The organism is Thiohalorhabdus denitrificans, from assembly GCF_001399755.1.
GTDB lineage: Bacteria > Pseudomonadota > Gammaproteobacteria > Thiohalorhabdales > Thiohalorhabdaceae > Thiohalorhabdus > Thiohalorhabdus denitrificans.
The window spans coordinates 72,731-85,392 of record NZ_LJCP01000014.1 but is presented as its reverse complement, the minus strand read 5'-3'; the positions used below and the strand labels follow the sequence as shown (position 1 = coordinate 85,392).

At 72.1% G+C, this 12,662-nt stretch carries 12 protein-coding genes and 1 riboswitch; of the genes, 11 read left to right on the top strand and 1 reads right to left on the bottom strand.

Going from position 1 to position 12,662, the window contains the following annotated elements; genetic code table 11:
• The first annotated feature begins 2 nt into the window (after positions 1–2).
• The 11 genes from AN478_RS12140 to AN478_RS12090 all read left to right on the top strand — a co-directional run bounded on the left by AN478_RS12140 (position 3) and on the right by AN478_RS12090 (position 10,838).
• Positions 3–1,250, top strand: coding sequence for a bifunctional cobalt-precorrin-7 (C(5))-methyltransferase/cobalt-precorrin-6B (C(15))-methyltransferase (locus tag AN478_RS12140; RefSeq protein WP_054967107.1), 1,248 nt, complete (start codon positions 3–5; stop codon positions 1,248–1,250).
• Positions 1,247–1,627, top strand: a complete 381-nt coding sequence (locus AN478_RS14170; RefSeq protein WP_054966895.1) for a cobalamin biosynthesis protein — start codon at positions 1,247–1,249, stop codon at positions 1,625–1,627. The genes AN478_RS12140 and AN478_RS14170 overlap by 4 nt, the downstream gene beginning before the upstream one ends.
• A 189-nt stretch (positions 1,628–1,816) precedes the next feature.
• Complete coding sequence (cobM, locus tag AN478_RS12130) at positions 1,817–2,584, top strand: precorrin-4 C(11)-methyltransferase (protein ID WP_054966894.1); 768 nt, start codon at positions 1,817–1,819, stop codon at positions 2,582–2,584.
• 115 nt (positions 2,585–2,699) lie between these two features.
• Positions 2,700–2,948, top strand: a riboswitch (cobalamin riboswitch).
• A gap of 105 nt (positions 2,949–3,053) precedes the next feature.
• Positions 3,054–4,889, top strand: coding sequence for a TonB-dependent receptor domain-containing protein (locus tag AN478_RS12125; RefSeq protein ID WP_054966893.1), 1,836 nt, complete (start codon positions 3,054–3,056; stop codon positions 4,887–4,889).
• 79 nt (positions 4,890–4,968) lie between these two features.
• The gene (locus AN478_RS12120; protein ID WP_176758709.1) at positions 4,969–5,805 is read left to right on the top strand and encodes an ABC transporter substrate-binding protein; all 837 of its coding nucleotides are present in this window, start codon (positions 4,969–4,971) and stop codon (positions 5,803–5,805) included.
• A 123-nt stretch (positions 5,806–5,928) separates the two neighbouring features.
• Positions 5,929–6,930, top strand: a complete 1,002-nt coding sequence (locus tag AN478_RS12115) for a FecCD family ABC transporter permease (RefSeq protein WP_054966891.1) — start codon at positions 5,929–5,931, stop codon at positions 6,928–6,930.
• On the top strand, positions 6,927–7,697 hold the full coding sequence (locus tag AN478_RS12110; protein ID WP_054966890.1) for an ABC transporter ATP-binding protein: 771 nt from the start codon (positions 6,927–6,929) through the stop codon (positions 7,695–7,697). Before AN478_RS12115 ends, AN478_RS12110 begins: the two co-directional genes overlap by 4 nt.
• Positions 7,694–8,209, top strand: coding sequence for a bifunctional adenosylcobinamide kinase/adenosylcobinamide-phosphate guanylyltransferase (gene cobU, locus AN478_RS12105; RefSeq protein ID WP_054967106.1), 516 nt, complete (start codon positions 7,694–7,696; stop codon positions 8,207–8,209). The genes AN478_RS12110 and cobU overlap by 4 nt, the downstream gene beginning before the upstream one ends.
• 201 nt (positions 8,210–8,410) lie before the next feature.
• The gene (cobT, locus tag AN478_RS12100; RefSeq protein WP_054966889.1) at positions 8,411–9,457 is read left to right on the top strand and encodes a nicotinate-nucleotide--dimethylbenzimidazole phosphoribosyltransferase; all 1,047 of its coding nucleotides are present in this window, start codon (positions 8,411–8,413) and stop codon (positions 9,455–9,457) included.
• A gap of 32 nt (positions 9,458–9,489) precedes the next feature.
• Positions 9,490–10,098: a histidine phosphatase family protein gene (locus AN478_RS12095; RefSeq protein WP_054966888.1), complete on the top strand. Its 609-nt coding sequence runs from the start codon at positions 9,490–9,492 to the stop codon at positions 10,096–10,098.
• A complete protein-coding gene (locus AN478_RS12090; protein ID WP_231627419.1) occupies positions 10,098–10,838 on the top strand; it encodes an adenosylcobinamide-GDP ribazoletransferase in 741 nt (246 codons plus the stop codon). The genes AN478_RS12095 and AN478_RS12090 overlap by 1 nt, the downstream gene beginning before the upstream one ends.
• 69 nt (positions 10,839–10,907) lie before the next feature.
• Here the strand turns inward: AN478_RS12090 and AN478_RS12085 are convergent, their stop codons facing one another.
• Positions 10,908–12,365, bottom strand: coding sequence for a cobyric acid synthase (locus AN478_RS12085; protein WP_054966887.1), 1,458 nt, complete (start codon positions 12,363–12,365; stop codon positions 10,908–10,910).
• Between the last annotated feature and the right edge of the window lie 297 nt (positions 12,366–12,662).

The window sequence follows — 12,662 nt, the reverse complement described above, 5'->3', positions numbered from 1 at the left end:
CGATGCCACAGGCCGGTAATGATGAAAGCCCCGCCCGGGATGGGCAACCGTGGCTCACCCTGGTGGGCCTCGGCGAGGACGGTCCGGCGGGGCTGACTCCCGCCGCCCGGGCCGCCGTAGAGCAGGCGGAAACCGTGTTCGGCGGGGACAGGCATCTGGGTCTGGTGCCGGAGGTTCCCGGGCAGGAGCGCATCGCCTGGCCCTCGCCCCTCACCGACGCGCTGCCGTGGATCGAGGCGCGGCGCGGCCGGCCGGTCTGCGTCCTGGCCAGCGGCGACCCCTTCTGGCACGGCATCGGCGCCACCCTGGCCCGCCGCCTGCCGCCGGAGGAGATGGTGGCCCATCCGGCGCCTTCGGCCTTCAGCCTGGCCGCGGCGCGACTGGGATGGCCGCTGCAGGAGACCCGCTGCCTGTCCCTGCACGGCCGGGCCCTGGAGCGCGTGCACCCCTGGCTGCACGACGGTGCGCGCCTGCTGCTTCTCAGCTGGGACGGCTCCACCCCCGCGGCCCTGGCCCGGCGCCTGGTGGAGCGCGGCTTCGGCGCCTCCACCCTGACCGTGCTGGAGCGCATGGGCGGGCCGGAAGAGCGCCGCCGGGAGGCCCGGGCCGCCGACTGGGGGGAGGCCACGGTGGCGGACCTGAACACCATCGCCCTGGCCTGTCGGGCGGATCCCGAAGCCCGGCCTGTGGCCCGCGCACCGGGCCGGCCGGAGGAGGCCTTCACGCACGACGGCCAGATCACCAAGCGGGAGGTGCGCGCCGTCACCCTGGCCCACCTGGCGCCGGGCGCCGGCGAGCTGCTGTGGGACATCGGTGCCGGCTCGGGCGCCATTGCCATCGAGTGGATGCTGGCGGACCCGGCCAACCGCGCCGTGGCGGTGGAGCCGCGCCCGGAGCGGGCTGCGAATATCGCCGCCAACGCCGGGGAGCTGGGGGTTCCGGACCTGCAGACCGTCGAAGGCAAGGCCCCCGAGGCCCTGGAAGGGCTGCCGGCGCCCGATGCGGTATTCATCGGCGGCGGCCTGACCACGCCCGGGCTCGTGGAGCGCTGCCGGCAAGCCCTGCGTCCCGGCGGACGCCTGGTGGCCAACAGCGTCACCGTGGAAGGGGATGCCGTGCTGGCGGCGGCGCGGGAGCGCCTGGGGGGGCAGCTTACCCGGCTGGCGGTGGACCGCGCCGAGCCCCTGGGCGGCTTCAGCGGCTGGAGCCCCCTGCGCCCGGTGACCGTCTGGTCGCTGGTGGTGCGGTGATCGCCCTCGGTGTGGGGTTCAGCGCCCGGTGTACCGCGGCGGAGCTGGAGGCGCTCGCCGCCGGCGTCCTGCGGGCAGTCCCCGGCGACAGAGGCCCCCGGCGCATCGCCACCCTGGAGCGCAAGCGGGAAACCGGCCTCCTGGAGGCGGTGGCGGAGCGCCTGGACCTGACGCCGCTGTACCTGAGCGCCGAGGATCTGGCCCCGTTCCAGGAGGGGCTGAGTCGCTCAGCGCCGGCCGAGGCCGCCGTGGGCCTGACGGCGGTGGCGGAGGCCGCGGCCCTGGCCGCCGCGGCTCCCGGGGCGCGGTTGGTGGTGGCCAAGACGGCCAGCCCCCGGGCCACCTGCGCAGCGGCCATAGGGCAGGGGGCCGGATGAAGCCGCGGCTCGGCAGGATCGGGGCCCCGGGTCTGTAGGAGCCTGCTTCAGCAGGCGAGCCGTGAAACCGGTACCGGGGCCAATCAAAGACTCGCTTGCTAAAGCAAGCTCCTACGGTGCGCTGCCACGGGTTCACGCTGCCCATTCCAATCTTGCTCCCCGACAGCGGTGACCCTTTCAGGAGGAAGCATGACCGTCCACTTCATCGGCGCCGGCCCCGGCGCCCCCGATCTGCTCACCCTGCGCGGCCGCGATCGGATCGCCGCCTGTCCGGTGTGCCTCTACGCCGGCTCCCTGGTCCCCGAGGGGGTGTTGGCCCACGCCCCGGAGGACGCCCGGGTGGTGAATACCGCGCCCATGACCCTCGACGAGATCATGGCGGAGATCGAGCGGGCCCACGCGGCCGGCCAGGATGTGGCGCGGCTGCATTCGGGGGATATGTCCGTCTACAGCGCCATGAGCGAGCAGGTGCGGCGGCTGGAGGCGGCGGGCATCGACTACACCATCACCCCCGGCGTACCGGCCTTCTCCGCGGCGGCCGCCACCCTGGGCCACGAGCTCACCGTGCCCGAGGTGGCGCAGTCGGTGGTGCTGACCCGGACCCAGGGGCGCGCCTCCTCCATGCCGTGCGGGGAGACCCTGGAGGCCTTCGCCGCCACGGGGTCCACCCTGGCCGTCCACCTGTCCCTGCACAACATCGAGGATGTGGTGGCCCGCCTGACCCCCTACTACGGGGCCGAGTGTCCCGCCGCCGTGGTCCTGCGGGCGAGCTGGCCCGACGAGACCGTCCTCACCGGCCGCCTGGACACCATCGCCGACCAAGCCGCGGATCTGCCGGTACGGCGCACCGCCTTGATCCTGGTGGGGCCCGCCCTGGATCCCGGCGATTTCCGGAACAGCGCCCTCTACGACCCGAAGCACGTGCGCCGTTTCCGGGGCCAGGAAAACGGCAACTAGGTTCCCGGGCCTACTTCCCTTTATAACTGTGGGAAGCGGCCAGGCTTTGACGTCCCCTGGTGGCCCATGTAGGTTATAGGCCATCTTTTTGCCGGGGATGTCCCGGCAATGGCAATCCAGAAAACCCGCCTCAGGTGTTCCGCGGCCCCGGCAGGGCCGTGGAATGAAACGGGAAGTCCGGTATGGCCCGCCTTGGGAGACCAGGGGAGCCAAAGCCGGCGCTGCCCCCGCAACGGTAGGCGAGTGACGGGACGGCCTTCATGCCACTGCGCGAAAAGCGCGGGAAGGCGGCTGTCCCGGCGGTGTCCCGGAGAGGACCCGCCAGCTCGCCAGCCCGGAGACCGGCCTGAGGTTTGGCTGCGGCACTGCGGAGGGCGGTGCCGGGCGCGGACCTCCGCCGTCCTGTCCCGCCTGTGAAGTCCTCCGAGATGCCCGGCCCGTGCGGGTGTGCACGTCTCAGGAGGACAACTTGCTTCAATCCCGTATTCCGTATTCCGGAACCGTGCTGCTCGGCGCGGCCATCCCCCTCGCTTCCGCCACCGCCGCGCCCCAACTTGCCGAGACCGTGGTCACCGCGAGCCGGACCACCCAGTCCCTGTCCGAAACCCTGGCGGCCACCACGGTGATCGACCGGAGCGATATCGAGGACAGCAGCGCCCACAGTGTGCAGGATCTGCTGGAGCAGCGGGTCCCGGGCCTGCAGATGAGCAACAGCGGCGGCGCCGGGAAGGACTCCAGCGTCTTTCTGCGCGGCACCAACAGCGACCACGTTCTGGTGCTGGTGAACGGCATCAAGCAGAATTCGGCCACCACCGGCAAGGCGGCCTTCCAGCATCTGCCCGTGGAGCAGATCGAGCGCATCGAGGTGGTGCGCGGGCCCCGCTCCAGCCTGTATGGTGCCGAGGCCGTGGGCGGGGTGATCCAGATCTTCACGCGCCGGGGCGAAGAAGGCTTTCATCCCCATGCGGAAGTCGGCTACGGCAGCCACAACCACCGGGAAGCCAGCGCCGGGGTGCGGGGCGGCAGCGCCGGCACGCGCTATAGCCTGGGCCTTGACCATGTGGCCACCGAGGGCATCGACGTCCAGGATGGCGGCAACCCCGACCATGACGGCTACGAGCGCACCTCCGCCTCGGCGAGCTTGAAGCAGCAGCTGTGGACGGGGGCCGAGGCCGGGCTGGATTTCATGCGCGCCGAGGGAACTACGGAGTTCGACCGTTCCTGGGAGCCCGATATCGATCATGAGGACGAGATCGTCCAGCAGTCCGCTGCCGCGACCTTTCTGCAGTCCATGGGTGCCGTCTGGGACACTCGGCTGCGGGTCGGGGAGGGCCGGGACGAGAGCGAAATCTTCAAGGACGGCCAGCGCACCGACTTCTACGAGACCCGGCGGCTGGAGGGCTCCTGGACGAACAGCTTCTATGTCACTGACTATCAGGAACTGGTCCTGGGGGCCGACTACCAGCAAGACCAGGTGGACTCCAGCCGGGATTACGCCGCGGACAGCCGGTACAATCGGGCGGTGTTCGCCCAGTGGCTCGCCGACTGGCGTCCGGTGGAGGTCGGGCTCGGCCTGCGGCATGACGACAACGAGGCCTACGGCGAGCACACCACTGGCAACGCGAACCTCGGCTTTCGTCTCTCCGAGGGGTTGAAGCTGGTGGCCTCCTACGGCACGGCCTTCAAGGCGCCCACCTTCAACCAGCTCTATTACCCCGGGTTCAGCAATCCCGGTTTGAAGCCGGAGGAGTCCCGCTCCACGGAGCTGGGCCTGGAGGGCCGGGCCGGCTGGGGGAGCTGGGAGCTGCGGGTCTTTGAAACCCGGGTGGAGGACCTCATCGTTAATGTGGATACCAACGAAGATGGCTGGGTAGATACCCCGGTGAACCTCGCCGAGGCCCGCATCCGCGGTGCCGAGCTCTCCGCGGACCTGAACAAGGGCGGCTGGCGGGTGCGTCCCGCGGTGACCTACCTGGAGCCCGAGGACGAGGAGACCGGCAACCAGCTTCCCCGGCGTGCCAAAGCCAGCGGCGCCCTGGACATCCAAAAAACCTGGGCGGACCGGTGGGCCTTCGGCGGTACCGTGGTGGCCAAGGGCCCGCGCTACGACCGGGTGGATAATACCGACGAGCAGGAGATGCCCGGCTACGCCCTCCTGCACCTGCGAGGGTCCCGCTCCCTTGGAAGTGTCTGGCGGTTAAAGGTGGAGGCCAACAATATTCTTGATAAGGACTATGAATTGGCGCAGGGCTACAACACCCATGGCCGGGAATTCTTCGTGAGCCTGAGCTATGGGGCGCGCTAGGCCCGCTTTCCGGGAAGGCGCCCGGAGGGCGCCTATCCCCCTGTCCCTTCGGACCGCTGCGGTCCTGGTCGCCGCGGTCTTGCTGGGGACGCCGGCCGACGAAACGGGAGCCGCCGAGCGGCCCACCGTGGCCTCCATCAACGCCTGCACCGACCAGCTGGTGCTGGAACTGGCCGATCCGGGGCAGCTCGTCACCGTCTCGGAGTACGCCCGCAGTCCGGCCTTCTCCTACATGGCCGAGGCCGCCGCGGAATATCCGCTGAACAGCGGCCACGCCGAGGAGGTGATGGCCCATGACCCGGACCTGGTGGTCGGCGGTCCCTACACCAAGCGGGAGACCCGCAACCGCCTGGATGCACTGGGCTACCGGATGGTCACCCTGGACAGCCCCGACACCTTTCCCGGCATCCGCGAGACCATCCGGCGCATGGCCGGGCTGCTGGGCCATCCCGAGCGCGGGGAGCGGCTGATCGCCGAGATGGACCGCACCCTGGAGGCCGTCGCCGAGCGCCTGCCGCCGCGGGAGGAGCGGCTGCGGGCCCTGGCGCTGCGGGCCAACGGCGTGACCGTGGGGGAGGGCGCCCTGCTGGATACCATCATGGAGGCCGCCGGGCTGCGCAATGTGGGCCGCGAAGTGGGCGCCGGATCCTACAAGGAGTTTCCCCTGGAGAAGCTGGTAACCACCCGGCCGGATCTCCTTATTCTGGCCGGCTTCGCCAAGGCCGAGCCCTCCCTGGCCCAGGGGGTGATGCACCATCCGGTGTTTGCCTCCCTGGAGACCAAACGTCCCCGCATGTGGCTGCCGGGCCGGCTGTGGTCCTGCGGGGGCTGGTTCAATGCCGAGGCGGTGGCCCGCCTGGCCGAGCACGCCTACGGCATTAGCGTTCCGCAATCCGGCAATACCGATCGTCCGTAGGAACTCACTTCGGTGCGCGAGCCTTCCCCATCCACGGCTCGCCCTCCGAAGCGGGCTCCCACAGGGACTGGCGGTTAAAGGAAAGGTCTATGGGATTGATTCGAGCTTGCAGGAGGCCATGACATGCCCCATGAGGTGAGCCGGCCCTGGCTGCTGCCCCTGCTGGGGGCGGTGGTTCTGGCCTTGATGGGGTTCAGCCTGGTCCTGGGCTATGTGGCCATTCCCCCGGGCCAGGTATGGGCGGCCCTGGTGGCCCCCGATGAAACCCCTGTCTCGCAGATCGTCCAGGAGCTGCGCCTGCCGCGCACCCTGCTCGGGGTGGCGGTGGGGGCGAGCCTCGGCATCGCCGGCGCCGGGCTGCAGGGCCTGCTGCGCAACCCCCTGGCGGAGCCCGGGGTGCTGGGCATCTCCAACACCGCCGCCCTGGGGGCCGTGGTTACCCTCTACACCGGCGTGGCCGCCGCCGTTCCCCTGGCCCTCCCGGCGGCCGCCATGGCGGGCGCCCTGGTGTCCATGCTGGTTCTCTATGGCCTCGCCGGACGGGAGGCCAATGTCCAGACCCTGATCCTCGCCGGGGTGGCCATATCCAGCCTGGCCGGGGCGCTCATCTCCGTGGCCCTCAACCTCGCGCCAAGCCCGCACGCCACCACCGAGATCCTGTTCTGGCTGCTCGGCTCCCTGGCCGACCGGGGCATGGACCACGTGGCCTGGGGCCTGCCGTTCATGGGGGTGGGGGTGGCGTTGCTGCTGTCCGCCGGGCGGGCCCTCGACGCCCTGAGCATGGGCGAGGAGACGGCGCGCAGCCTGGGCTTCAACCTGAGCGCCCTGCGCTTCCGGGTCATCGCCGGGGCCACCCTGGCGGTGGGCGCCGGGGTGGCGGTTTCCGGGAGCATCGGCTTCGTCGGCCTGGTGGTGCCGCACCTGCTGCGGCCGCTGGTGGGCTACCAGCCCGCCCGGCTCCTGGCGGCCAGCGCTTTGGGCGGGGCCATCCTGCTGCTTCTGGCCGACATGGGCCTGCGCCTGGCCAGCGACGAGGTGGACCTCAAGCTGGGGGTGGTCACCGCCCTGGTAGGGGCGCCCTTCTTCCTCCACCTGGTGCTCAAGACCCGGAGGATGACCGTATGAGCCTCACGGCGGAAGCCCTGACTCTGGAGCAGGGCGGAACGGCTGTGGTGCACGGGGTCAGCCTTGGGCTGCAGCCCGGCGAAGTGGCGGGCATCCTCGGCCCCAACGGCGCGGGCAAGAGCACCCTGCTGCGCGCCCTGGCCGGGCTGCATACGCCGGCGCAGGGCGAGGCGCGTCTGAACGGCGAGCGGCTGCACCGCTTCCGCGGCCGCGACCGGGCGCGCGAGCTTGGCTACCTGCCCCAGGCGGCCACGGTCCACTGGCCGCTGCCCGTGGAGCGGGTGGTGGCCCTGGGCCGGCTGCCCCACCTCGGCCCCTGGCAGCGCCTGGGGAGCGAGGACGCCTACGCCGTGGACCGGGCGCTGGCGGCCACCGGGGTGGAGGAGCTGCGCGACCGGCCCGTGACCCAGCTCTCCGGCGGCGAGCGCGCCCGCGTGCTCCTGGCCCGGGTGCTGGCCGGCGAGCCCTCCATCCTACTGGCCGACGAGCCCGTGGCCGGCCTCGACCCCTACCACCAGGTCCACTTCATGGAGCTGGTTCGGGACTACGCCCACCAGGGGCGTACGGTGGCCCTGGTGCTGCACGACCTGAACCTCGCCGCCCGCTTCTGCGACCGCCTGTTCCTCATGGACGAGGGGGAGCTGGTGGCCCAGGGAACGCCCAAGGAGGTGCTGGACCCCCGCCATCTCGACGAGGTATTCGGCATCCGGGCGGTGTACGGCGAGGTCGAGGGCGAGCCCTACGTGGTGCCGTGGGGGCGGGCGTGAAGGAGCTGGTCCTGGGCGGCGCCCGCAGCGGCAAGAGTCGCCTGGCCGAGCAGCGCGCCGTGGAATCCGGGGCGGAAGTGGTCTACGTGGCCACCGCCACCGCCGGGGACGAGGAGATGGCGGCGCGCATCGCCCGCCACCGGGCGGACCGCCCCGACCACTGGGGACTGGTGGAAGAGCCGGTGGCCCTGGCCCGCGTGCTCCGCCAGGAGGCCAGGCCAGGCCGCTGCCTGCTGGTGGACTGCCTGACCCTGTGGCTGGGCAACCTGCTGGGGGAAGGCGAGGAGGTCCTGGAGCGGGAGCGGACCGCTTTTCTGGAGGCCCTGGCGTCGGCGCCCGGCGAGGTGCTGCTGGTGAGCAACGAGGTGGGGCAGGGGGTGGTGCCCGCCGATCCGTTGTCGCGCCGGTTCGTGGACGAGGCGGGGCGGCTGCACCAGGCGGCGGCGGAGCGCTGCGAGCAGGTGACCTTGGTGGTGGCGGGGCTGCCCTGGACGCTGAAGGACGAGTGGTAGGAGCGGTGCCCCTCTCGCCATCGCCATGCCGTTGGAAGGTGGTCGCGGCCGGGGCGGCCGCTCCTACGGTCCCTGTCGCGCACAGGGATCTGGTTTTCCGGGTGGGCTCCTACGGAGACGTTCGTAGGAGCGATGGCCCCCGTCGCGACCGCGATTCTGGTTCCGCAACGAGATTTCCCATAAGACACCAGAAGGAATCCCATGACCGAGCCCTGGTACCTCCGGCCCGTGGCATCCATCGACGAGGCGGCCGAACAGGCCGCCCGCGACCGCCAGGGCCAGCTCACCAAACCGCCCGGCTCCCTGGGACGGCTGGAGGAGGTGGCCGTGCGGCTGGCGGCCTGGCAGGGCGCGCCCAAGCCCGCCCTGGACCGGGTCTGGATCAGCGTGTTCGCCGGGGACCACGGCGTGGCGGCGGAGGGCGTCTCCGCCTTCCCGCAGGCGGTGACCACCGAGATGATCCGCAACTTCAGCCGCGGCGGGGCCGCCGTCAGCGTCCTGGCGCGGGAGGCCGGTGCCAACCTGGAGGTGGTGGATCTGGGGGCGGTGGAGGATCCCGGCTCCCTGCCCGGCGTCCGCCCGGCCCGCATCGCCCCGGGGACGGGCAACCTGCGCCGGGAGCCCGCCATGACCGCCGAGGAGCTGGCGGCGGCCCTGGCGGCCGGAGCCGAGGCCGCCAGACGGGCGGAGGCGGAAGGCGCGCAGCTGTTCATCGGCGGCGAGATGGGCATCGCCAACACCACCGCCGCCACCGCCGTGGCCTGCGGCCTCACCGGGGACAGCCCCGAAGCCCTGGCCGGGCCGGGGACCGGCCTGGACGCGCGCGGGGTGGACCACAAGGCCGCGGTGGTGCGCGACGCCCTCGGCCTGCACGCCCCGGACCCCGCCAACCCGGCGGAGGCGCTCAGGCGGGTGGGCGGCTTCGAGATCGCCGGTCTGGCGGGGGCCTTCGTGGCCGCCGCCCAGCGCGGCATCCCGGTATTGGTGGACGGCTTCATCGCCACCACCGCCGCCCTGGCGGCCGTGCGCCTCAACCCGGGCGTGGCGGACTGGCTCGCCTTCGGTCACCGCTCCGCCGAGCCGGGCCACGCCGCCGTGCTGGCGGAGCTGGGGGCCGCGCCCTTGCTGGACCTGGACATGCGGCTGGGCGAGGGCAGCGGCGCCGCCGCGGCGGTACCGCTTTTGCGACAGGCCGTTACCCTGCACAATCGAATGGCGACCTTCGAGGAAGCCGGGATCCCCTCCTGACCGGAGGGTGCATGCACCAATAGAGGGCGGCCATGGACCAGACGGCTACGACGATCGACCTGATCCGCCACGGGGAGCCCGAGGGCGGCCGCATGTTCCGCGGCCGCACCGATCATCCCCTGAGCGAGAAGGGCTGGGGCCAGATGCGCCTGGCCTCCGCGGGCGAGGCGGGCTGGGAGGTGGTGGTGTCCTCCCCCATGCTGCGCTGCAGCGAGTTCGCCGAGGAGCTGTCCCGCGCCCGGGGCCTGGACCTGAAGTACGAGCACCGCCTGCGGGAGATGGACTTCGGCGAGTGGGACGGGCGCACCGCCGAGGACATCCTGGCCAACGGGCCGGGCGACCTGAGCGCCTTCTGGGCCGACCCGCCCAACGCCCAGGCCCCGGGTGGCGAGGCCCTGCAGGACTTCGCCGAGCGGGTGGCGGCCGGCTGGGAGGACCTGGTGCGTCAGCACGCCGGCCGCCACGTACTGGTGGTGGGCCACGGCGGCGCCATGCGGGTCCTCATCGCCCATGTCATGGGCATGCCGCTGAGCAACCTGTTCCGCATGGAGGTGCCCTACGCTTGCCGCACCCGCATCCGGGCCGACATCGACGGCCGGGAGGTGAACGCACGCCTGGTTTCCCACGGAGTGATCACCTGATGCTGGTACCCCTACGGCTTGCCGTGCAGCTGCTGACCCGGATCCCGGTGGCCGTGCCCGCCGAGACCACTCCGCGGGACTGGGGCCGTTCGGTGCTGTTCTACCCCCTGGTGGGCCTGGCCATCGGCGTGGTGCTCCTGGCCGCCACCGCCGTCCTCGGCACCGGCCACGCCGGTATGACCGCCGTGCTGGTGGTGGCCCTGTGGCTGCTGCTTACGGGCCTCCTGCACGTGGACGGCCTGGCGGACAGCGCCGACGCCTGGCTGGGTGGCCACGGCGACCGGGACAAGACCCTGACCATCATGAAGGATCCCAGTACCGGCCCGGCCGGCGTGGTCGTGGTGGGCGTGGTGCTGGTGGTCAAGGTGGTGGCGCTCACCGCCCTGCTGGAGAGCGGGGCCACCCTGGGCCTGCTGGCGGCCCCCCTGCTGGCCCGCACCGCGGCGGTGTGGCTGTTGCTCACCCTTCCGTACGTGCGCGCCGAGGGGCTGGGGGCGGGCCCCGCCGAGCACCTGTCCCCCTGGCCCGCCTGGGGCGTGGTGGCCGGCTCCCTGCTCCTGGGCCTCATCCTCACCGTAGGCATGGGCTTCGCCGGGCTGGTGACCGGGGCCATCGTCCTGATCTTCCTGCGCTGGCTGATGGAGCGGCGCCTGGGCGGCGTCACCGGCGACACCATCGGCGCCGCCATCGAGGTGGGGGAAGCGGCCTTCCTGGTGGGGATGGTGTACGCGCTGGGGTGAGATAGGGACTGTGGGAGCGGTCCATGACCGCGACTTGGCGGATTCCTGGGAAGGTGTCCGCCGAAGGACCTACAGGCCCAGGCACCGCCGAAGCGGCTCGGTCCAGAGATGGTCATCCACCGCATCCGCCAGGCGCTCGATGCCCTCCTCCGTGCGGGCGTGGTGGTCCCTGGCCTCGGCGTCTCCCAGGCCCGCCCAGCCCAGCAGGGCGGCGCAGGCCTCGCCCTCGTCGAACAGGCCGTGCAGGTAGGTGCCGCGTACCCGGTCGTCCGCCGATCGGGCGCCGTCATCCCCCTCCGGCAGGTCCGCCAGGGGGCGGGACAGGTCGGGCCCCTCCGACACCCCCATGTGGATCTCGTAGCCGGCCACCGGCGCCCCTTCGGGTGCCAGCCGCCCCCGCACCCGGGTCAGCCGCTTCTCCGGGGCCAGCGTGCTCTCCATCGCCAGCAGCCCCAGCCCCGGGGAGGAGCCGGCCGGGCCTTCCAGCCCCTCCGGGTCGTGGAGGGCGGTGCCGAGCATCTGGAAGCCGCCGCAGACGCCGAGGACCCGCCCGCCGTAGCGCAGGTGGCGCTGGATCTGCGCCTCCCAGCCCTGGGCGCGTAGCCAGTCCAGGTCGGCGCGCACGGACTTGGAGCCCGGCAGCAGGATCAGGTCGGCGCCCTCCAGGGAATCCCCGGGGCCGACCAACCGCAGATCCACCCGGGGGTGGTGCCGCAGGGGATCGAGGTCGGTGTGGTTGCTGATGCGCGGGAAGGCGGGGACGTGGACGCGCAGGGCGTCGGCGCCTTCCGTGGGGGCCGGCGCGCCGTCCAGGCGGTCCTCCGCCTCCAGGTACAGTCCCTCCAGGTGGGGCAGCACTCCCGCCACCGGGATGCCGGTGTAATCCTCCAGCCAGTCCAGGCCCGGCTGGAGCAGCGTCTGGTCGCCGCGGAAGCGGTTGATGACGAAGCCGGCGAGGCGGGCGCGCTCGCTGTCGGCGAGGAGCTCGGCCGTGCCCACCAGCTGGGCGAAGACGCCGCCGCGGTCGATGTCGGCCACCAGGAGCACGGGGCAGTCCACCGCCTCGGCGAAGCCCATGTTGGCGATGTCGTGCTCGCGCAGGTTCACCTCCGCGGGGCTGCCGGCGCCCTCCACCACCACCACGTCGTACGCCCGGGCCAGCCGGGCGTGGGCCGCCAGCACTGCCTCGCGAGCGGTGCGCTTGTATTCGTGGTAGGCGAGGGCCTCCATGGTGCCCACGGCGCGGCCGTTGACGATCACCTGGGCGCCGGTGTCGGTGTTGGGCTTGAGCAGCACGGGGTTCATGTCCGTGGTAGGCTCCAGCCCCGCGGCCTGGGCCTGCGCGGCCTGGGCCCGGCCGATCTCGCCGCCGTCCGCGGTGACCGCGCTGTTCAGGGCCATGTTCTGCGGCTTTAAGGGCGCCACCCGCAGCCCGCGGCGGCGCAGCGCCCGGCACAGGCCGGTCACCAGGGCGCTCTTGCCGGCGTCGGAGGTGGTGCCCTGAATCATGAGGGTGGTGGCTGGCATGGCGCGGATTGTCGCATATCCTTGAGGCGCCCCCTACGGCGAACCGGGCCATCTTGTAGGAGCGACGGCCCCCGTCGCGACCTGTGGGAGGAGCCTCCTCGGTTGATTGCGACGGGGGCCGTCGCTCCTACTGGCCGCTCCCACAGCCCGCACTACCCGGGTGCTAATACTTTTACTTTCTCTCGGCCGAGCCCGGTCAGGGGGGCTGTGGGAGCGGTCCGCGACCGCGACCCAAGTGGCCCCTTCGGCCGGTCGCGATCGCGGATCGCTCCAACATGGTCCTTTTCCGCCAGAGGA